At 67.1% G+C, this 22,108-nt stretch carries 12 protein-coding genes; 9 read left to right on the top strand and 3 right to left on the bottom strand.

Features of this window, described 5'->3' with window-relative positions:
* Nucleotides 1–529 precede the first annotated feature (529 nt).
* The 9 genes from rpoB to BFN33_RS27355 all read left to right on the top strand — a co-directional run bounded on the left by rpoB (nt 530) and on the right by BFN33_RS27355 (nt 16,405).
* Nucleotides 530–4,015, top strand: coding sequence for a DNA-directed RNA polymerase subunit beta (rpoB, locus tag BFN33_RS27315; protein WP_069762807.1), 3,486 nt, complete (start codon nt 530–532; stop codon nt 4,013–4,015).
* Between the two features lie 100 nt (nt 4,016–4,115).
* Entirely contained in the window at nt 4,116–8,015 is a 3,900-nt protein-coding gene (locus tag BFN33_RS27320; protein ID WP_057607920.1) for a DNA-directed RNA polymerase subunit beta', read from the top strand.
* Between the two features lie 434 nt (nt 8,016–8,449).
* A complete protein-coding gene (locus tag BFN33_RS27325) occupies nt 8,450–8,914 on the top strand; it encodes a DUF1707 and DUF4190 domain-containing protein (RefSeq protein ID WP_069762917.1) in 465 nt (154 codons plus the stop codon).
* Nucleotides 8,915–9,248: 334 nt separating this feature from the next.
* Complete coding sequence (gene rpsL, locus BFN33_RS27330; protein ID WP_003948652.1) at nt 9,249–9,620, top strand: 30S ribosomal protein S12; 372 nt, start codon at nt 9,249–9,251, stop codon at nt 9,618–9,620.
* 2 nt (nt 9,621–9,622) lie between these two features.
* Entirely contained in the window at nt 9,623–10,093 is a 471-nt protein-coding gene (gene rpsG, locus BFN33_RS27335) for a 30S ribosomal protein S7 (protein ID WP_005481264.1), read from the top strand.
* A 39-nt stretch (nt 10,094–10,132) separates the two neighbouring features.
* Nucleotides 10,133–12,259 carry an elongation factor G gene (gene fusA, locus BFN33_RS27340; RefSeq protein ID WP_069762808.1) on the top strand — a complete coding sequence of 709 codons (2,127 nt, stop codon included), beginning with the start codon at nt 10,133–10,135 and terminating at the stop codon, nt 12,257–12,259.
* Nucleotides 12,260–12,414: 155 nt separating this feature from the next.
* Complete coding sequence (gene tuf, locus BFN33_RS27345) at nt 12,415–13,608, top strand: elongation factor Tu (protein WP_057607917.1); 1,194 nt, start codon at nt 12,415–12,417, stop codon at nt 13,606–13,608.
* Nucleotides 13,609–13,870: 262 nt separating this feature from the next.
* Nucleotides 13,871–15,073 carry an acyltransferase gene (locus tag BFN33_RS27350; protein WP_069762918.1) on the top strand — a complete coding sequence of 401 codons (1,203 nt, stop codon included), beginning with the start codon at nt 13,871–13,873 and terminating at the stop codon, nt 15,071–15,073.
* A gap of 501 nt (nt 15,074–15,574) precedes the next feature.
* Nucleotides 15,575–16,405: a hypothetical protein gene (locus BFN33_RS27355; protein ID WP_069762809.1), complete on the top strand. Its 831-nt coding sequence runs from the start codon at nt 15,575–15,577 to the stop codon at nt 16,403–16,405.
* Between the two features lie 192 nt (nt 16,406–16,597).
* Here BFN33_RS27355 and BFN33_RS27360 read toward each other — a convergent pair whose 3' ends face one another.
* The 3 genes from BFN33_RS27360 to BFN33_RS27370 all read right to left on the bottom strand — a co-directional run bounded on the left by BFN33_RS27360 (nt 16,598) and on the right by BFN33_RS27370 (nt 21,851).
* Nucleotides 16,598–16,924 carry a hypothetical protein gene (locus BFN33_RS27360; protein ID WP_256122884.1) on the bottom strand — a complete coding sequence of 109 codons (327 nt, stop codon included), beginning with the start codon at nt 16,922–16,924 and terminating at the stop codon, nt 16,598–16,600.
* A gap of 64 nt (nt 16,925–16,988) precedes the next feature.
* Nucleotides 16,989–17,906 carry a DNA-binding protein gene (locus tag BFN33_RS27365; RefSeq protein WP_069762810.1) on the bottom strand — a complete coding sequence of 306 codons (918 nt, stop codon included), beginning with the start codon at nt 17,904–17,906 and terminating at the stop codon, nt 16,989–16,991.
* A gap of 405 nt (nt 17,907–18,311) precedes the next feature.
* Nucleotides 18,312–21,851, bottom strand: coding sequence for a hypothetical protein (locus BFN33_RS27370; protein WP_069762811.1), 3,540 nt, complete (start codon nt 21,849–21,851; stop codon nt 18,312–18,314).
* Between the last annotated feature and the right edge of the window lie 257 nt (nt 21,852–22,108).

The raw sequence follows: 22,108 nt of genomic DNA on the forward strand, positions 1-22,108 counted from the left end.
CGCAAGCACTGAAGAGCGATCATCCATCCGGGTGGTCGCTCTTCGGCGTTCCTGGGGGCGCGGCCACGGTTACCTTGCCGCTTCCGGGGCGGGGGGTATGGTGATCTTCGTCGTGTCTCCCGAACGCCCTGGTTCGGGCTGGGGGGCCTTGACGAACCGCACGCAGCGCGCAATTCTCAGGACGCGTCGCCAGAACGGTCCGAATCCGAGGCATGGATCGGCGACGAAGAGGGCAGTATCAACGTGCGTTGAGGGCAAGCATGCCGAGGACGTTGAGGGCAGCGAGAGTTTTTGAAGACTGGGCAGAAAAGCAGGGCTGGACATCAGTGCGCCAACTGGCTACACTGACCCTTTGCGCTGCCTGTTAGCTGCCCCCTGCCCGTCACCAGGGGTCTGCCCTCGCCTCAGCATCGATGATCGGACCATTTCTGAGCTGGCCTTTCGGCCGAATCGGAGATACCTGTCTCTGTGCCGTGGATGAGGGTCCGGGGAGCGCGTAGTGAGTCCGAGCCCTCGGAAGGACCCCCTCTTGGCCGCCTCGCGCACTGCCTCGACCGCGAATACGAACAACGCCGCCAGCACCGCCCCGCTGCGCATCTCTTTTGCAAAGATCAAGGAGCCTCTCGAGGTTCCCAACCTGCTCGCGCTGCAGACCGAGAGCTTTGACTGGCTGCTCGGGAACACCGCCTGGCAGAGTCGGGTCGAGGAGGCTCTGGAGTCAGGTCAGGACGTCCCCACCAAGTCCGGTCTGGAGGAGATCTTCGAGGAGATCTCCCCGATCGAGGACTTCTCCGGGTCGATGTCGCTGACGTTCCGTGACCACCGTTTCGAGCCGCCGAAGAACAGCATCGACGAGTGCAAGGACCGCGACTTCACGTACGCGGCCCCGCTCTTCGTGACGGCCGAGTTCACCAACAACGAGACCGGCGAGATCAAGTCCCAGACGGTCTTCATGGGCGACTTCCCGCTCATGACCCACAAGGGCACCTTCGTCATCAACGGCACCGAGCGTGTCGTGGTGTCGCAGCTGGTCCGCTCGCCGGGCGTCTACTTCGACTCCTCCATCGACAAGACGTCCGACAAGGACATCTTCTCCGCCAAGATCATCCCCTCCCGGGGTGCCTGGCTGGAGATGGAGATCGACAAGCGCGACATGGTCGGTGTCCGTATCGACCGCAAGCGCAAGCAGTCCGTCACCGTGCTCCTGAAGGCTCTCGGCTGGACCACCGAGCAGATCCTCGAGGAGTTCGGCGAGTACGAGTCGATGCGCGCCACCCTGGAGAAGGACCACACCCAGGGCCAGGACGACGCGCTGCTCGACATCTACCGCAAGCTGCGTCCGGGTGAGCCCCCGACCCGTGAGGCCGCGCAGACGCTGCTCGAGAACCTCTACTTCAACCCCAAGCGCTACGACCTCGCCAAGGTCGGCCGTTACAAGGTCAACAAGAAGCTGGGTGCGGAGGCTCCGCTGGACGCGGGCATCCTGACCGTCGAGGACATCATCTCGACGATCAAGTACCTGGTGAAGCTGCACGCGGGCGAGACCGAGACGGTCGGCGACAGCGGCACGAACATCGTCGTCGAGACCGACGACATCGACCACTTCGGCAACCGTCGTCTGCGCAGCGTCGGCGAGCTCATCCAGAACCAGGTCCGCACGGGTCTGGCTCGTATGGAGCGCGTCGTGCGTGAGCGCATGACGACTCAGGACGTCGAGGCGATCACGCCGCAGACCCTGATCAACATCCGGCCGGTCGTCGCCTCCATCAAGGAGTTCTTCGGCACCAGCCAGCTGTCGCAGTTCATGGACCAGAACAACCCGCTGTCGGGTCTCACCCACAAGCGCCGTCTGTCGGCTCTTGGCCCGGGTGGTCTCTCCCGTGAGCGGGCCGGCTTCGAGGTCCGTGACGTGCACCCGTCCCACTACGGACGCATGTGCCCGATCGAGACGCCCGAAGGCCCGAACATCGGTCTGATCGGTTCGCTCGCCTCCTACGGCCGCGTCAACGCGTTCGGCTTCGTGGAGACGCCGTACCGCAAGGTCGTCGAGGGCATCGTCACCGACGACGTCGACTACCTCACGGCCGACGAGGAGGACCGCTTCGTCATCGCGCAGGCCAACGCCACGCTCGACGACGACATGCGCTTCACCGAGGGCCGCGTCCTGGTCCGCCGTCGTGGCGGCGAGGTCGACTACGTCCCCGGTGACGACGTGGACTACATGGACGTCTCGCCGCGCCAGATGGTGTCGGTCGCGACCGCCATGATCCCGTTCCTTGAGCACGACGACGCCAACCGTGCCCTGATGGGCGCGAACATGATGCGTCAGGCCGTACCGCTGATCAAGTCCGAGGCCCCGCTCGTCGGCACCGGCATGGAGTACCGCTCCGCCGTCGACGCCGGTGACGTGGTCAAGGCCGAGAAGGCGGGTGTGGTCCAGGAGGTCTCCGCGGACTACATCACCACCGCCAACGACGACGGCACGTACATCACGTACCGCCTGGCCAAGTTCGCCCGCTCCAACCAGGGCACCTCGGTCAACCAGAAGGTCATCATCGACGAGGGCGACCGCGTCATCGAGGGCCAGGTCCTCGCCGACGGCGCGGCCACCGAGAACGGCGAGATGGCGCTCGGCAAGAACCTGCTCGTGGCGTTCATGCCGTGGGAGGGTCACAACTACGAGGACGCGATCATCCTGTCGCAGCGCCTCGTGCAGGACGACGTCCTCTCCTCGATCCACATCGAGGAGCACGAGGTCGACGCCCGTGACACCAAGCTCGGCCCCGAGGAGATCACCCGGGACATCCCGAACGTCTCCGAGGAGGTCCTCGCCGACCTCGACGAGCGCGGCATCATCCGTATCGGTGCCGAGGTCGTCGCCGGCGACATCCTCGTCGGCAAGGTCACGCCCAAGGGCGAGACCGAGTTGACGCCGGAGGAGCGCCTGCTGCGCGCGATCTTCGGTGAGAAGGCCCGTGAGGTCCGTGACACCTCGCTGAAGGTGCCGCACGGCGAGATCGGCAAGGTCATCGGCGTCCGCGTCTTCGACCGTGAAGAGGGCGACGAGCTGCCGCCGGGCGTGAACCAGCTGGTTCGTGTCTACGTGGCGCAGAAGCGCAAGATCACCGACGGTGACAAGCTCGCCGGCCGGCACGGCAACAAGGGTGTCATCTCCAAGATCCTGCCCATCGAGGACATGCCGTTCCTCGAGGACGGGACCCCGGTCGACATCATCCTCAACCCGCTCGGTGTGCCGTCCCGAATGAACCCGGGACAGGTTCTGGAGATCCACCTCGGCTGGCTCGCCAGCCGCGGCTGGGACGTCTCCGGGCTCGCCGAGGACTGGGCGGAGCGGCTCCAGGTGATCGGCGCCGACCAGGTCGCCCCGGGCACCAACGTCGCCACCCCGGTGTTCGACGGTGCGCGTGAGGACGAGCTCGCGGGTCTGCTGAACCACACCATCCCGAACCGCGACGGCGAGCGCATGGTGCAGCCGACCGGTAAGGCGAGGCTGTTCGACGGCCGCTCCGGCGAGCCGTTCCCGGAGCCGATCTCGGTCGGCTACATGTACATCCTCAAGCTCCACCACCTGGTCGACGACAAGCTCCACGCCCGTTCGACCGGTCCGTACTCGATGATCACCCAGCAGCCGCTGGGTGGTAAGGCCCAGTTCGGTGGCCAGCGCTTCGGTGAGATGGAGGTGTGGGCGCTGGAGGCATACGGCGCCGCCTACGCCCTCCAGGAGCTGCTGACCATCAAGTCCGACGACGTCACCGGCCGCGTGAAGGTCTACGAGGCCATCGTCAAGGGCGAGAACATCCCCGAGCCCGGCATCCCCGAGTCCTTCAAGGTGCTCATCAAGGAGATGCAGTCCCTGTGCCTCAACGTGGAGGTGCTGTCCTCGGACGGCATGTCCATCGAGATGCGCGACACCGACGAGGACGTCTTCCGCGCGGCGGAAGAGCTCGGCATCGACCTGTCCCGGCGCGAGCCGAGCAGCGTCGAAGAGGTCTGACGGGAGTCCGGCCGGAGGACCTGGTGAGGAACCTCCGGCCGGCCCCTGGACCCCCGTTTCAGACCCCAAGACTTACAACCCTGAGAGGGATTGACGCATAGTGCTCGACGTCAACTTCTTCGATGAGCTCCGGATCGGTCTGGCCACCGCTGACGACATCCGTCAGTGGAGCCACGGCGAGGTCAAGAAGCCCGAGACCATCAACTACCGCACCCTCAAGCCCGAAAAGGACGGACTCTTCTGCGAGAAGATCTTCGGTCCGACCCGGGACTGGGAGTGCTACTGCGGCAAGTACAAGCGTGTCCGCTTCAAGGGCATCATCTGTGAGCGCTGCGGCGTCGAGGTCACTCGCGCCAAGGTGCGTCGTGAGCGGATGGGCCACATCGAACTGGCCGCCCCCGTCACCCACATCTGGTACTTCAAGGGCGTTCCGTCACGCCTCGGCTACCTGCTCGACCTCGCTCCGAAGGACCTGGAGAAGGTCATCTACTTCGCGGCGTACATGATCACGTACGTCGACGAGGAGCGCCGCACCCGCGACCTGCCCTCCCTGGAGGCGCACGTCTCCGTGGAGCGTCAGCAGGTCGAGAACCGGCGTGACGCCGACCTCGAGGCCCGCGCCAAGAAGCTGGAAAGCGACCTGGCCGAGCTGGAGGCCGAGGGTGCCAAGGCCGACGTGCGCCGCAAGGTGCGCGAGGGTGCCGAGCGTGAGATGAAGCAGCTGCGCGACCGTGCGCAGCGCGAGATCGACCGTCTCGACGAGGTGTGGACCCGCTTCAAGAACCTCAAGGTCCAGGACCTCGAGGGCGACGAGCTGCTCTACCGCGAGCTGCGGGACCGCTTCGGTACCTACTTCGACGGTTCGATGGGTGCCGCGGCGCTGCAGAAGCGCCTGGAGTCCTTCGACCTCGACGAGGAGGCCGAGCGCCTTCGCGAGATCATCCGTACCGGCAAGGGCCAGAAGAAGACCCGTGCGCTGAAGCGGCTGAAGGTCGTGTCTGCCTTCCTGCAGACCTCCAACAGCCCCAAGGGCATGGTTCTCGACTGCGTCCCGGTCATCCCGCCGGACCTTCGCCCGATGGTGCAGCTGGACGGTGGCCGCTTCGCGACCTCCGACCTGAACGACCTGTACCGCCGTGTGATCAACCGCAACAACCGCCTGAAGCGACTCCTCGACCTCGGCGCGCCCGAGATCATCGTGAACAACGAGAAGCGCATGCTTCAGGAGGCCGTCGACGCGCTCTTCGACAACGGCCGTCGTGGTCGCCCGGTCACGGGCCCCGGCAACCGTCCGCTGAAGTCGCTGTCCGACATGCTCAAGGGCAAGCAGGGCCGCTTCCGTCAGAACCTGCTCGGCAAGCGTGTGGACTACTCCGCGCGTTCCGTGATCGTCGTCGGTCCGCAGCTGAAGCTGCACCAGTGCGGTCTGCCGAAGGCGATGGCGCTGGAGCTCTTCAAGCCGTTCGTGATGAAGCGCCTGGTCGACCTGAACCACGCGCAGAACATCAAGAGCGCCAAGCGGATGGTCGAGCGCGGCCGCACGGTCGTGTACGACGTCCTCGAAGAGGTCATCGCGGAGCACCCGGTTCTGCTGAACCGTGCGCCCACCCTGCACCGCCTCGGCATCCAGGCCTTCGAGCCGCAGCTGGTCGAGGGCAAGGCCATCCAGATCCACCCGCTCGTCTGCACCGCGTTCAACGCGGACTTCGACGGCGACCAGATGGCCGTCCACCTTCCGCTGTCCGCGGAGGCGCAGGCCGAGGCCCGCATCCTGATGCTGTCCTCGAACAACATCCTCAAGCCCGCCGACGGCCGTCCGGTGACGATGCCGACCCAGGACATGGTCCTCGGTCTGTTCTTCCTCACCACCGACGGCGAGCTGCGTGACACCAAGGGCGAGGGCCGGTCCTTCGGCTCCACGGCCGAGGCGATCATGGCGTTCGACGCCGGTGAGCTGGCACTCCAGTCGCAGGTCGACATCCGCTTCCCGGTGGGCACCATCCCGCCGCGTGGCTGGACGCCGCCGGCGCGCGAGGAGGGCGAGCCCGAGTGGCAGCAGGGGGACACGTTCCGCCTGCGCACCACCCTGGGCCGCGCGCTCTTCAACGAGCTGCTGCCCGAGGACTACCCGTTCGTCGACTACTCGGTGGGCAAGAAGCAGCTCTCCGAGATCGTCAACGACCTGGCCGAGCGCTACCCCAAGGTCATCGTGGCGGCGACGCTCGACAACCTGAAGGCGGCCGGCTTCTTCTGGGCGACCCGTTCCGGCGTCACCGTGGCCATCTCCGACATCGTCGTTCCCGACGCGAAGGTCGAGATCGTCAAGGGCTACGAGGCTCAGGACGAGAAGGTCCAGAAGCAGTACGAGCGCGGTCTGATCACCAAGGAAGAGCGCACTCAGGAGCTCATCGCGATCTGGACCAAGGCGACCAACGAGGTCGCCGAGGCGATGAACGCGAACTTCCCCAAGACGAACCCCATCTTCATGATGGTTGACTCGGGTGCCCGAGGAAACATGATGCAGATGCGGCAGATCGCCGGTATGCGTGGTCTGGTGTCGAACGCCAAGAACGAGACGATCCCGCGTCCGATCAAGGCGTCCTTCCGTGAGGGCCTGTCCGTGCTGGAGTACTTCATCTCCACCCACGGTGCCCGTAAGGGTCTGGCCGACACCGCCCTGCGTACCGCCGACTCGGGTTACCTGACCCGTCGTCTGGTGGACGTCTCGCAGGACGTCATCATCCGCGAGGAGGACTGCGGCACCGAGCGCGGTCTGCGGCTCCAGATCGCGGAGGTCGGCGCGGACGGTGTGCTGCGCAAGGCGGACAACGTCGAGACCAGCGTGTACGCCCGTGCGCTGGCCGAGGACATCACCGTCGACGGCAAGGTGCTGGCCCCGGCCAACACCGACCTCGGCGACGTCCTCATCGACGAGCTCGTCAAGCACGGTGTCTCCGAGGTCAAGACCCGCTCGGTCCTGACCTGTGAGTCCGCCGTCGGCACCTGCGCCATGTGCTACGGCCGCTCGCTGGCCACCGGCAAGCTGGTCGACATCGGTGAGGCGGTCGGCATCATCGCCGCCCAGTCCATCGGTGAGCCCGGCACCCAGCTGACGATGCGCACCTTCCACACCGGTGGTGTGGCCGGTGACGACATCACCCAGGGTCTGCCGCGTGTCGTCGAGCTCTTCGAGGCCCGTACCCCGAAGGGTGTCGCCCCGATCTCCGAGGCCCAGGGCCGCGTGCGGATCGAGGAGACCGAGAAGACCAAGAAGATCGTCATCACGCCGGACGACGGCAGCGACGAGACGGCGTTCCCGATCTCGAAGCGCGCCCGACTCCTGGTCAGCGAGGGCGAGCACGTCGAGGTGGGCCAGAAGCTCACCGTGGGTGCCACCAACCCGCACGACGTGCTGCGCATCCTGGGCCAGCGTGCCGTCCAGGTCCACCTGGTCGGCGAGGTCCAGAAGGTCTACAACTCGCAGGGTGTGTCGATCCACGACAAGCACATCGAGATCATCATCCGGCAGATGCTGCGCCGTGTGACGATCATCGAGTCCGGCGACGCCGAGCTGCTGCCCGGTGAGCTGGTCGAGCGCTCGAAGTTCGAGACGGAGAACCGTCGTGTGGTCCAGGAGGGCGGTCACCCGGCCTCCGGTCGTCCGCAGCTGATGGGTATCACCAAGGCCTCGCTGGCGACGGAATCCTGGCTGTCGGCCGCCTCCTTCCAGGAGACGACCCGAGTCCTGACGGACGCGGCGATCAACGCCAAGTCCGACAGCCTCATCGGCCTCAAGGAGAACGTCATCATCGGTAAGCTCATCCCGGCCGGTACGGGTCTGTCCCGCTACCGCAACATCCGGGTGGAGCCGACCGAGGAGGCCAAGGCCGCGATGTACTCGGCCGTCGGCTACGACGACATCGACTACTCGCCGTTCGGCACGGGCTCCGGGCAGGCTGTGCCGCTGGAGGACTACGACTACGGTCCCTACAACCAGTAGGGCCTGCGTCTGAACGACTGAAGGGCGGTCACCCCGTTTCGTACGGGGTGGCCGCCCTTCGGCGTGCCGACCGTCAGGAGGGCTCTGAGAGCGGCTCGACGGCCCTGCGGTCGCCGGGAGCCCCGCGGGGGCGCCGACGCTCGCAGCTTGGCGTACCGGTCGAGGAGGACGGTGACCCGTCCGGGCGTTTCCCGTTGGGGGAGCGGGAACCTGTCCCGGTATCGGGGCGTTGGAGCATCATGGAGGCATTCGACCGCCCAGGGGGTGCTCCTGTGTCGCAACCGTCGTGGCAAGCATGGCAGGGCAAGGACGAGTCGCCGTCAGGGCCGGGCAGAGACGGTCCGGTGGCTCGGCCCTGGACCGGCGCGCACAGCCCCGTCGCGCGCCCCTGGCCCGCGTATCCCGCCCCGCAGGCACTGCCGAGCGCCTCCGCCATGCTCGCCTCCCACGCGGACCGTGAGCGGGCCGTCGATGTGCTCAGGGCCGGCTACGGGGAGGGGCGGTTGGAGAAGGACGAGTTCGACAAGCGGGTGGAGCGGGCGTACGGGGCGAGGACCGTCGGGGAGCTGGCGCTGCTCGTGTCCGATCTGCCGCTCGGGCCCATGCCCCACCCGGCGCCCGTCACCGCCGTACCGCGGACGTTCCTGCCCGCCCCGCGGCCGCGGGCGAACGGGAAGGCGGTCGGAGCCGCGGTGTGCGGGCTGCTGTGCGTGCCGACCTTCGGGTTCACCGGGATCCCGGCGGTGATCCTCGGACACGCGGCGCGGGCCGAGATCGAGCGGACGGGAGAGGGCGGTGACGGGCTCGCGCTGACCGGGCTCGTGTTCGGCTGGCTGTCGATCGCCGCGTGGTCGGTCGTGATGACGCTGCTGATCGCGGTGGGCCTCGCCTCCGGCTGAGTACCGCGAGAAGACGTCGCCCGCGCGTGTGCGCCATGTGAAATCGAAGATCATCCACGGCGTAGGGGCTTGACACCGACGCATCGAGAGGTTGCGCTCGTCCATCTGTTTTGACCGCAGCGAGTCAGCTGGGTACGCTCAGACCTTGTGCCTGGGGTGTGCCCTGGCTCCCGTGCGTGCCTTCAACCGCACTAGGGGAGCCTCGAGCGGCCACCGCAATCTGCGCCCTTTTCGCCTCGCGGCGGGAGTCCGCCGGATTCGACACACCCGACCGCGTGGGTCGGCGAAGTTCCAGGTTAGCTTTACCATTCGGCACACAGAAACCGGAGAAGTAGTGCCTACGATCCAGCAGCTGGTCCGGAAGGGCCGGCAGGACAAGGTCGAGAAGAACAAGACGCCCGCACTCGAGGGTTCCCCTCAGCGTCGTGGCGTCTGCACGCGTGTGTTCACGACCACCCCGAAGAAGCCGAACTCGGCCCTGCGTAAGGTCGCGCGTGTGCGTCTGACCAGCGGGATCGAGGTCACTGCTTACATTCCGGGTGAGGGACACAACCTGCAGGAGCACTCCATCGTGCTCGTGCGTGGCGGTCGTGTGAAGGACCTGCCCGGTGTTCGCTACAAGATCATCCGCGGTTCGCTTGACACCCAGGGTGTCAAGAACCGCAAGCAGGCCCGCAGCCGCTACGGCGCCAAGAAGGAGAAGTAGAAATGCCTCGTAAGGGCCCCGCCCCGAAGCGCCCGGTCATCATCGACCCGGTCTACGGTTCTCCTCTGGTGACCTCCCTCATCAACAAGGTGCTGCTGAACGGCAAGCGCTCCACCGCCGAGCGCATCGTGTACGGCGCCATGGAGGGCCTGCGCGAGAAGACCAGCAACGACCCGGTCATCACGCTGAAGCGCGCGCTGGAGAACATCAAGCCGACCCTCGAGGTCAAGTCCCGCCGTGTCGGTGGCGCGACCTACCAGGTCCCGATCGAGGTCAAGCCGGGCCGTGCGAACACGCTCGCCCTGCGCTGGCTGGTCGGTTACTCCCGCGCCCGTCGCGAGAAGACCATGACCGAGCGTCTGCTCAACGAGCTTCTCGACGCTTCGAACGGCCTCGGTGCGGCCGTCAAGAAGCGCGAGGACACCCACAAGATGGCCGAGTCCAACAAGGCCTTCGCGCACTACCGCTGGTAGTCGCAGACCCCATCGAGACCGAGAGAAGACCGAAGCCTTATGGCTACCACTTCACTTGACCTGGCCAAGGTCCGCAACATCGGGATCATGGCCCACATCGACGCGGGCAAGACGACCACCACCGAGCGGATCCTCTTCTACACCGGCGTCAGCTACAAGATCGGTGAGGTCCACGACGGCGCTGCCACCATGGACTGGATGGAGCAGGAGCAGGAGCGTGGCATCACGATCACCTCTGCTGCCACCACCTGTCACTGGCCGCTCGAGGACAACGACTACACGATCAACATCATCGACACCCCCGGGCACGTCGACTTCACGGTCGAGGTGGAGCGTTCGCTCCGCGTGCTCGACGGTGCCGTCACGGTGTTCGACGGTGTCGCCGGTGTCGAGCCGCAGTCCGAGACGGTGTGGCGTCAGGCCGACCGTTACGGTGTGCCGCGCATCTGCTTCGTGAACAAGCTGGACCGTACCGGCGCCGAGTTCCACCGCTGCGTGGACATGATCTCGGACCGCCTGGGCGCCGTCCCGCTCGTCATGCAGCTGCCGATCGGCGCCGAGATGGACTTCAAGGGCGTTGTGGACCTGGTCCGCATGAAGGCGCTCGTGTGGTCCGCCGAGGCGGCGAAGGGCGAGATGTACGACGTCGTCGACATCCCGGCCACGCACACCGAGGCCGCCGAGGAGTACCGCGGCAAGCTGGTCGAGGCCGTCGCGGAGAACGACGACGAGATCATGGAGCTGTTCCTGGAGGGGCAGGAGCCCACCGAGGAGCAGCTGTACGCCGCGATCCGTCGCATCACCATCGCGTCCGGCAAGTCCGACGGCGTCACGGTCACCCCGGTGTTCTGTGGCACCGCGTTCAAGAACAAGGGCGTCCAGCCCCTGCTCGACGCGGTCGTGCGCTACCTGCCGACCCCGCTCGACGTCGAGGCCATCGAGGGCCACGACGTGAAGGACCCCGAGCTGGTCGTCAAGCGCAAGCCGTCCGACGAGGAGCCGCTGTCCGCGCTGGCGTTCAAGATCATGAGCGACCCGCACCTCGGCAAGCTCACCTTCGTCCGGATCTACTCCGGTCGCCTGGAGTCCGGCACCGCGGTGCTGAACTCCGTCAAGGGCAAGAAGGAGCGCATCGGCAAGATCTACCGCATGCACGCGAACAAGCGTGAGGAGATCGAGTCGGTGGGCGCCGGCGACATCGTCGCCGTGATGGGCCTGAAGCAGACCACCACCGGTGAGACGCTGAGCGACGACAAGAACCCGGTCATCCTGGAGTCCATGGACTTCCCGGCGCCGGTCATCCAGGTCGCCATCGAGCCCAAGTCCAAGGGTGACCAGGAGAAGCTGGGTGTCGCCATCCAGCGTCTCGCGGAGGAGGACCCCTCCTTCCAGGTCCACTCGGACGAGGAGACCGGCCAGACCATCATCGGTGGTATGGGCGAGCTGCACCTCGAGGTGCTGGTCGACCGTATGCGCCGTGAGTTCAAGGTCGAGGCCAACGTCGGTAAGCCGCAGGTCGCCTACCGTGAGACGATCCGCAAGGCCGTCGAGCGCGTCGACTACACGCACAAGAAGCAGACTGGTGGAACCGGCCAGTTCGCGAAGGTGCAGATCGCGATCGAGCCCATCGAGGGCGGCGACGCCTCGTACGAGTTCGTGAACAAGGTGACCGGTGGTCGTATCCCGAAGGAGTACATCCCTTCGGTCGACGCCGGTGCGCAGGAGGCCATGCAGTTCGGCATCCTCGCCGGGTACGAGATGACGGGCGTCCGCGTCATTCTTCTCGACGGTGCCTACCACGAGGTCGACTCCTCCGAGCTCGCGTTCAAGATCGCCGGCTCGCAGGCCTTCAAGGAGGCCGCGCGCAAGGCCAGCCCCGTGCTGCTCGAGCCGATGATGGCCGTCGAGGTCACCACGCCCGAGGACTACATGGGCGACGTCATCGGCGACATCAACTCCCGCCGTGGTCAGATCCAGGCCATGGAGGAGCGGGCCGGTGCCCGCGTCGTGAAGGGCCTCGTGCCCCTCTCGGAGATGTTCGGCTACGTCGGAGACCTCCGCAGCAAGACGTCGGGTCGCGCAAGCTACTCGATGCAGTTCGACTCCTACGCCGAGGTTCCGCGGAACGTCGCCGAGGAGATCATCGCGAAGGCCAAGGGCGAGTAACGCACCGCGTTCGCACGCTTTAGGCTTGACTCCGGAGCCCGGAGGGGCATTCACCCGTATTTGCGCGGGGAGTGCCCCCGGGCCGAGGCTTTCCAGCAAAGATCACCTGGCGCCGATGAAGCAAGGCGTTCAGAACCACTCCACAGGAGGACCCCGTGGCGAAGGCGAAGTTCGAGCGGACTAAGCCCCACGTCAACATCGGCACCATCGGTCACATCGACCACGGTAAGACGACCCTTACGGCCGCCATTACCAAGGTGCTGCACGACGCGTACCCGGACCTGAACGAGGCCTCGGCCTTCGACCAGATCGACAAGGCTCCCGAGGAGCGCCAGCGCGGTATCACCATCTCGATCGCGCACGTCGAGTACCAGACCGAGACGCGTCACTACGCCCACGTCGACTGCCCCGGTCACGCGGACTACATCAAGAACATGATCACGGGTGCGGCGCAGATGGACGGCGCCATCCTCGTGGTCGCCGCCACCGACGGCCCGATGCCGCAGACCAAGGAGCACGTGCTCCTGGCCCGCCAGGTCGGCGTTCCCTACATCGTCGTCGCCCTGAACAAGGCCGACATGGTGGACGACGAGGAGATCCTGGAGCTCGTCGAGCTCGAGGTGCGTGAGCTCCTCTCCGAGTACGAGTTCCCGGGCGACGACCTGCCGGTCGTCAAGGTCTCGGCGCTCAAGGCGCTCGAGGGTGACAAGGAGTGGGGCCAGACCGTCCTCGACCTGATGAAGGCCGTCGACGAGTCCATCCCGCAGCCCGAGCGTGACGTCGACAAGCCGTTCCTGATGCCGATCGAGGACGTCTTCACGATCACCGGTCGTGGCACCGTCGTCACCGGTCGTATCGAGCGTGGTGTCCTCAAGGTCAACGAGACCGTCGACATCATCGGCATCAAGACCGAGAAGACCACCACCACGGTCACCGGTATCGAGATGTTCCGCAAGCTGCTCGACGAGGGCCAGGCCGGTGAGAACGTCGGTCTGCTCCTCCGTGGCATCAAGCGCGAGGACGTCGAGCGCGGCCAGGTCATCATCAAGCCGGGCTCGGTCACCCCGCACACCGAGTTCGAGGCGCAGGCCTACATCCTGTCCAAGGACGAGGGTGGCCGCCACACGCCGTTCTTCAACAACTACCGTCCGCAGTTCTACTTCCGTACGACGGACGTGACCGGCGTGGTGACCCTCCCCGAGGGCACCGAGATGGTCATGCCGGGTGACAACACCGAGATGAAGGTGGAGCTCATCCAGCCCGTCGCCATGGAAGAGGGCCTGAAGTTCGCCATCCGTGAGGGTGGTCGCACGGTGGGCGCCGGCCAGGTCACCAAGATCAACGCCTGATCTTGACCCGGTAGGTCTCTGAAGGGGCCCGTACGACTTCGGTCGTACGGGCCTTTTCGCGTGGGGTTGCACGGGGCGGGGTGAAGAGTCGGCGAACTCTGCGGGACGCCTTTCCGAGACTTCGGCCAACTCCCCGCCGAGGCCGTCCCGAATGTTCTTGTCTGGCCGCTGTGGGGCGGTTGTGCGGGTCGTAGCCTGAGGCGTCCGGTGGCCACTCCCGGCCCGGCATTCCCTCGCGAGGACGGCGGACACGCAGGTGTCGATGCAGGATGCGGAGCGCAGAACGTCGATACCCCGGCGGGTCGTCAGCGGCCTGCAGCAGCCCCTTCCGCCCCTCACCGCGCCCGCCCCGCCGGGACAGCCCACGCGCGCCGCCCGGCACGCCTCCGTACGGGACCGCGCCGGCCGCCGGCTCTACGCCATCGACGGCATCCGGCTCCTCGCCGCCCTCATGGTCGCCGTGCACCACTACGCCGGCACGAACCGCGTCGACCAGCCGGGCAACCGCATCTGGGACCGGCCGGTCTCCGACATCATGCCGACGGTCTTCCGGTTCGCCTCCTACGGCTGGATCGGCGTCGAGATCTTCTTCGTGATCAGCGGCTTCGTGATCTGCATGTCCTGCTGGGGCCGTACCCCGAGACAGTTCTTCGTGTCACGGGTGATCCGGCTGTACCCGGCGTACTGGTTCGCCATCGCGTTCACCACCACCGTCCTGATGCTGCTGCCCGGCGTGTGGGACCGCCTGCGCATGCGGGACGTACTCCTCAACATCACGATGCTCCAGTCCGGTTCGGGCGTCATGAACGTCGACGGCGTCTACTGGACCCTCTGGTCGGAACTCCGCTTCTACCTCCTCTTCCTGGTGGTCGTGTGGAGCGGTCTGACCTACCGCAAGGTCGTCGTCTTCTGCTGTGTGTGGGGCGCCGCGGCCATGCTCGCCCCGATCTCGAAACTCCCCCTCCTGGAGCTGGTCGCCAACCCCGAGGGTGCCTGGTACTTCATCGGCGGCCTGGCGCTGTATCTGATGCACCGCTTCGGCCAGGACCTGCTGCTGTGGGGGATCCTCGCGATGGCCTGGCTGATGGGCCAGCGCGAACTCGGCATCAGGATCGACGAGGTCGAGCATGTGTCGGGATGGCGGGGGAGCGTGGCGATCTTCACCGTGTTCCTGCTCGTCATGGTCGCCATCGCCCTCGGCGCCACGGACCGCATCCGCTGGAGGTGGCTGGTGACGGCGGGCGCGCTGACGTATCCGCTGTATCTGATGCACTACGCGGCCGGTACGACGGTCATCAACCGCCTGCGCGACACCATGGACGCCCGTCTGCTGATCGTCTCCGTGATCGCCGGGTTCATGCTGCTGAGCTGGCTGGTGCACCGGTTCGTGGAGCGGCCGGCGGCACGGCTGCTGAAGCGGGGTCTGGACACGTCGTTCGCCCGACTGCGGAACGCGAGCGCCTGAACGTCCGTACGGCGAACGGCCTTTCTGAGTACGAACGCTCATGCGGCCGCGTGTACCCGCGCGCTGTGATGGACCCATGCCGGACCTCACGCTCGACGACGACCGCGCGAACGGCGCCTGGGTCGCCCCGCTGCTCTCGACGCTCCTCACCCTGCCCGCGTGTCTGCTCGCCTACGCCGTCGGCGGCCTCTCCGCGATGGCATGCGACTCCTGCGCGGCCCCCGAGGCCGACCGCTTCGAGTCGAGCTTCGGCATCGCCTTCCCGGTGCTGCTCGGAGGCCCTGGGCCTCGCCCTGTTCCTGCTGGCCGCCGGCTGGGCCCTGCCGTGGGAACGCCGCAACACGGCCCGCCGGCTGGGACTCGCGCTGGCGGCACCGGCGCTGGTGCCGTGCGTCTACGGCGTGTTCATGGCGCTGGTGGACTGGCCGTAGGGCAAGCGGAAGTCATGATCGGGTCATGGGATAGTCTGCCGCTTCTTTCCCGTCAACGAATGAGGTGGTAATGACCATTGGCAGACGTACGGCCACCGGAGCCGCACTCGTGGGGGCTCTGGCCCTCACCGTCCTGAACGCCCCGGCGGCCCAAGCTCAGGACACCGGAATCACCGTGTCCGACATCGTGATCAACAAGGGCAAGCCGATAGTCGTCGGCACCTCGAAGGTGGTGGAGCCGTCCCTCACCTTCAAGATCACCCTGCCGCCCGGGTACAGCACGAGCGACCCGTTCCGGTACGACGCGTTCCCCTTCCTCTACCGGGGAACCCTGCCGCAGGACCTGGCCGGTTCCATGGCCCACTACATCGGTCCCGGGGGCTACACCTGCTACGAGCAGAGCGACAAGAAGGCCGAGTGCGAGGGGTCCCTCTACATCGACCCGCACCCGAGCCGTGACGAGGTCGCCTCCAACAGCGACGCCACCACATGGAAGACCGCCGTCTCCCTGTTCCTGTTCAAGGCCAACGGCAACCTCGCGGCCCACGAGCGCGAGACCCGGTCCCTGACCGTGCGGCTCAAGCGGGCGGCGAAGGTCACCGTGAACGCCGGGCCGGAACCGGTCGTCAAGGGCAAGAAGATCACCGTCACCGGCAACCTCACCCGTGCGAACTGGGCGACCAAGAAGTACGGCGGCTACGGCGGCCGTTCGGTCAGCCTCCAGTTCCGGGAGACGGGCACCAGCTCCTTCGTCACGGTCAAGAAGGTCGCGTCCAGCAGCACCGGCGCCCTGAAGACCACGGTCACCGCGTCGAAGGACGGGACCTGGCGCTGGTCGTACGGGGGCAACGACACGACGGGCGGCGCGACGAGCGGCGGGGACCACGTGGACGTGCGCTGACGTCGTCGGTATGGGTGCTGGTCCGGTTCGGTCGTGGTTCGATTGCTTCGGTCGCGGTTCGGTCGAATTCCGAGCCCCGGGCCTGGCCGATCCCGCCCCGCCTGAAGACCGGTTCACCGCTCTGCGGCCAGATTGGCTGCGGGGCGGTGCCCGGCAGCGGCAAGTCCAACGCCTTGGAGGGGCTGACGGCTGCTACGCGGGAGATGCAGTGTCGCTGACGAGTCGCAGCGTGGGGGGCGGTGGGGCGAACTCGCCGATTTCGAGTGCTGCCTCGCGCCAGTGCGCGATGAGTTCGAGGATGCCTTCGCTGTCCTGGCGGTAGCCGGGCGGCGGCATGTGCGGGGCGGTCGGCCACATGATGGTGGCGGCGAACCGGACCGCGTGCATGGCGGCGCCCACGTGCGGGTCGACGGCGCTGCCCTCCAGACGCCGCAGCGTGTCGAGCCGGGCGGCGGTGTCGAGAAGCTCGGCGTACATCATCGCGTGCTCACGCCCGTGCACGGTCGTTGGTTCGTTCACGGGGGCGTGCCTCCGGGCTTCGGGTTGGGGGGCGGTGTCCGTCGGCTGCGTGCCGACGGGTCTGTCAGGTTTCCGCGTCGCGGGCGCCGCGGCCCGCCTCGCGACAGTCGCGGCAGCGGCCGTTCTTCTCCCAGGTCCGGAAGCCCCGGTCACAGCCGTCGCAGTTGACCATCGGGGCTACAGGGACGGGATCGCTGCCGGGTGGCGGGGCGGGAGGCGCCGGAGCCGGGAGGAACTCGGTGAGCCGGTGGGCGAGCAGGGCCGCGGGATGGCGCACGGGGTCGCGCGGGAGGTTCGAGGTCAGCGAGTGGCGTACGGCTTCAGGACGCGCGCCGCGCTCGAGCCAGGTGGCGACGGCGGGGGCGAGTCGCTGGACATCGCGTTCGGCGAGGAGGAAGCGGGGGTCGTCGTGATGGAGCGTGACGAGGAGGGCGGTGGCGGCACGCTGGAGCTCCGGGTCGCGGTCCTGGGGTTCGAGGAGCGGGGGTTTGGACGCGGGGGAGGGGGAGGGCGGCGCAGGTGTCGTGGGCCGGGGTTCCGGGACGGCGGGCGGTGGCGGCGGTACGGCGTCGGGGGCCGGCGGGGGTGGCCCTTCGGGGGCAGTGGGCGGGGGGCTGCTCTCGAGGCGCCGGCCCTGGGGCCGGTTGTACGACACCGTGTGCGTGACGACCCGCCCGTTGGGGAGCCGTTTGCGCACCTGGGCCAGATAGCCGTGGGCCTTCAGTTCACGTAGGGCGGCGGCGATACGGGTCTCGCCCTCGGTGAACCGGTCGGCGAGCGTCTTGATGTCCACGCGGGCCTCGTCCGGCAGCGACTGGATGTGCAGGGCGAGGCCGATCGCGGTGAGCGAGAGCTGCCGGTGCTGGGCGAGGTGGTTGCCGACGACCGTGAAGCGGGTGGTGTGCGGGACATTGATGTGGGTGACTCCGCGCGGATTCAGCTGCTGGGCGCAGAGGGGCGCGCTAAGGTTCGGGGTGTCCATCGGGAAGCTCCTACTTCCTCGGTGGTCAGGCCCTCGCACTGGGATTGCCGTCCCGGCGGGGGCCGTCGCATGTCTGCGGTGGTGTGGTCGCGGCGAGCATATGCCAGCGAACCGGTGGGAAATCCAACTGAGTTGAGGAACGCCACTCGTACGGGTGACCAGGGCTTCTGTGAAAGCACGGTGGGGCGGGGCGGGGTTGGTTCTCTCCCCGGTTTTCGTCTTAAGGCTTTGATCACGCGTGGGGCCGGGCGGTGGAGTACCGGCACGTGACGGGGCGCGTTCCGGTGGGTACAGGACGTTTTCGCGTCATTGACCTCGATGTGGAGCATGTCGCCAACGACGCGGAGGACGAGGCGGGAGTCCCGGCCGGGGGTGACTGCGAGCCCGTCACCCCCGGCCCCCGGCTCAGCCGAACGCCAGCTTCCCCGTCCAGTTGCCGATCACCGTCGTAGAGCTGCCGACGACGGACTTGCCGCCCGAGTACAGCCGCACGCTGCCGTCGCTCATGTGGGCCCAGATGTCGGGGATGCCGTCAGCCGTGACGTCGGGGATGCCGAGCAGACGGGGCACGTCGGTCGGGGACCAGCCGCTCGCTGCGTACTCGCCGTCGGTGCCGGTCGACGAGGCGGCGGCTGTGGCGAGGGAGAGGACGTCGACGCCGTTGCCGGCCGTGTTGGCCTTGCCCTGGCGCAGCAGGGCGCGGCCGCTGGTGGAGCGGTAGAGCAGGTCGGCGATGCCGTCGCCGGTGATGTCGGAGACGTTGACCAGGTCACGGCCCGGCCAGGCGGTGCCGTCGTTGAGCAGCCGGGCGCCGGAGAAGGAGGCGCCGGTGTAACCCGTGAAGGCCCAGAACTGGGTGCCGGCGGTGACGAACAGGTCAGGACGGTCGTCGCCGGTGACGTCGCCGGCCGAGAGGATCTGGTCGAAGGTGGACGGGGCGGGGACATCGACGCTCGCGCCGCCGGCATCGGTGCCCTTGGCGGGTAGCAGGATCGGCAGACGGGCGCAGGTGTTGAAGCCGCCGTAACCGTCGCCGGGGTAGACGTACAGGGTGCCATCGCCCGTGCGTGCGACCAGATCCTGGAGGCCGTCGCCCGGGTAGTAGTCGCCGAGGTGGGTGATCAGGGCGCCTCTCCAGCTGACCGTCTGGGTGCAGCCGTCGGCGTAGGCGGTGTTCTTGGTGGTCTTGCCATAGGACGGATCCATGCCGATGAACAGGTCGCCCTTGGTGCCGGACGGGTAGGCGCGCAAGTCGTCATGGACGACGCCCTCGTCGTCAGTGCTCTCGGTGATGGTCAGCAGGTCCGGCTTGTCGTCACCGGTGATGTCACCGGCGGCCTCGTCACGGTCCTTCGGGCTCACGAAGATCTTGTACGAGTTCGGGGTCACCGACTCGTTGCCGGCCGCGTCGACGGCCTTGACGTAGAGGATGGCGGGACCGGCCAGGGGTGGGGTGACGGAGACGACCGATGTGATGGCGTTACCGGTGATCACGTCGCCCGACTTGGTGGTGCAGCTGTTGCTGTCACTGATCTTGGTGGACTTGTCGTACGTCGTGCTGTTCCAGCTGTAGGCGTACTGGGTGACCCTGTCCGAGATCCAGTTGGTGAACTTCATGCAACCGGCCTGTCCGAACGTGGCCTTGGACCACTGGTCCCCGCCGCTGTCGTTGTCGCCGTCCGCCTCGTCGAAGTCCGTGGAGCTCACGGTCGGTGTCTTCGGGGCCACGGTGTCGAGTTTGAAGTAGCAGGTGTAGCTGGTGGGGGACTGGGCCGCTGTCGGCCTGAAATCGTCCTTGACGTACACGTTCCAGGAGTAAGTGCCGTCCTTGAGAACGCTTTTGCCGCTGGAGTCGGTGTTGTCGAACACCACGCTCGTAGTGCTCTTGCCGGAGGCGCTCGCCTCCCGGTTGTACACCGTGCCCGTTCCCGTGTTCTTCAGGGTGAGGTGCATGACGTCCAGATCGTCCTTGCCGTCCGGGTCCGAGGTGGCCGCTGAGAAGGTGATCTGGTCGTTGTCGCCGATGGTGACGTAGGGCGAGCTGGTGGTGCACTTGCCCGGGCTCATCTTGAGCTTGCTGGGCTTGTTCGGCTTGGTGTTGAACGTGACGTCGATGCTCGGGCCCGCGTTGTCGTTCGTGGCCTGGAACTTCTTCCACGCGTACTGATCGTCCTCGTTGCTCGCCTGCAACCCGAGTGTCCAGTGGTTCAGGCTGTGGTCGGCCGCGTACTGGGCGGCGTCCTGGACATCGAAGACGGTGTTCCCGGCCGCGCAGCTCTTCTTGTAGCCCTTGGCGTACGACCTGGTGTCCAGATGGTCGCTCCAGCCGGGCTGGTTGGACCAACTGGTCTTCTTGTCGATGTCGCCGGTGCGCCACACCTCGACATCCCGCTTGGAACAGGACCAGGCGTACGTCTCCTTCATGTTGAGCGTGGCCTCCTTGATGGAGGTCGTACGCACCTTCTCCGGCCAATCCATCGTGAAGAACGAACGGCTGCTGCCGAAGGTGTCGGACTCGTATCCGACGCGCGCCTCGTTGGTGCCCTTGTTGAAGCCACGGCCGTTGAAAAAGGTGGCGGTGGCCCAGGAACCCCGCTTGTAGGCGGTGGTCCAGTTGCCCGCGTCGGTGTTGGTGCTGGGGTCGATGAAGACCGGGTACGTCGTGTTCGCCCCGGTCAGAAGTCCCTGGTCGGGCGTGAGGGTGATGGTGCCGTCGGCGGCCAGCGAGGGGTCGACGCGGGAGGTGCGGGTGCCGGGCTGGGGGCCTGTCAGGCCCGGGATCTCGCGGTCGATGGCGGTGGTGGTGGGGACCACGACCGCGTCCTCGTCGCCTGCCGGCTGGGTGACCGCCGGTTCGGGCTCGGAAGCGGGCGTGGAGGCGGAGGCCGTGGCGTCCCCGTCGGTCTCCGTGGTCGCGGTGGGCTCGGGGGAGACGTCGTCGAAGTCGGTGTCGGCGTGCTCGTCCTCGGCCGCGTGGCGCCGGGCAGCGTCGGAGTCGTCACCGGCTTCTGCGGTCGGACTCGCCGATCCGCTCTGATCTGGTGTCGGAGTCGGATCCGGGTCGTCGGGGCCGCCGTCTCCGTGCGTCAGGTTGTCGCTCGTGGCGTCCTTGCCCGTCGAATCCCACATCAGCATGGTCGGGGTGGCCGCGACGTCGTTGCCATCGGCGTCGTAGGCGTGGATGGATCCGCTGCGCGAGTCGAGCTTCATCGTCAGGTCCGGCGAGGTCAGACCGTACGAGACGGTCTTCAGTGCCGGATTGGCCGCGGCCTCGGCGGACTTGACCACGAGAACCTCGGAGAAACCTCCGTCGGTCGCGGCCAGCACGAGGTCCACGCCCGGCAGCACCTCGCGGTAGAGCGCCTCGTTGCTCTCGACCTCGGGAGCAGGGAGCGGGCCAGGCCAGGTGAGGTGGATGGTGTGGCCGGCGGTGGTGAGGGTGACGAGGGTGCTCGTGACGTCCTCGGCGTCCGCTGCGGGGTGGACATAGGTGGCCTGGTTGACGCCGGAGGACGCGGCCTTCTTCTTGGTCCCGCCCGAGAGCACCACAGATGTCGTCGTGGCCTTCGTCGCCCAGTTCCCGTCGGACCTGCGGCGCAGCGTCGGATCGACTGCCCGCCATTGGCCGTCGACCTTGGTGCGCACCGGCATGACGTGGATCCGTGTGGTCAGGGTGCGGTCCGGGTTGGCCCACGTGGTGGTCTTCGCGGTGCGGGCGGTGACCACCTCGGCCGGGTGGCCTGTGCGTTCGGCCAGGGCACGGGCCTCGGGCTCCGTGCGGGGGTGTGGTGCGACGGGGCTCTTCGCCGCCGCCCCGCCGCTGTCCTGGTCGTGGGTCGGGAGCAGCACCCAGGCGGTGGCCGTGGCCAGCAGCAGGGCCAACAGGGCCGCGAGCAGGCGCAGGTGACGTTGACTCAGCCTGCCCGGCCAAGAAGCGGAGGACACCGGACCGTTTCCCCTCTGACGGTGGCGACATGCGAACGGCCCTCCCGCTCGGGCGGCCCGGTGGTCTCTGCCGGGGACGCGGGGAGGACGTGTGGAGATCATGAAGGGATGAAGGAGGCTGAACAAGAGTTGCGAGGCGGCCGTTGTCGCGCGAGGGTGCCGGAGGTGCCTTATTCCACTCTTAACTGCCTGCAATCTGACCGGAGTTGGGCATTCTTGTCATGCTTCCTTCAGTGATCAATGGCACACAAGGTCGA

The organism is Streptomyces sp. LUP47B (genome assembly GCF_001746295.1).
Lineage (GTDB): Bacteria > Actinomycetota > Actinomycetes > Streptomycetales > Streptomycetaceae > Streptomyces.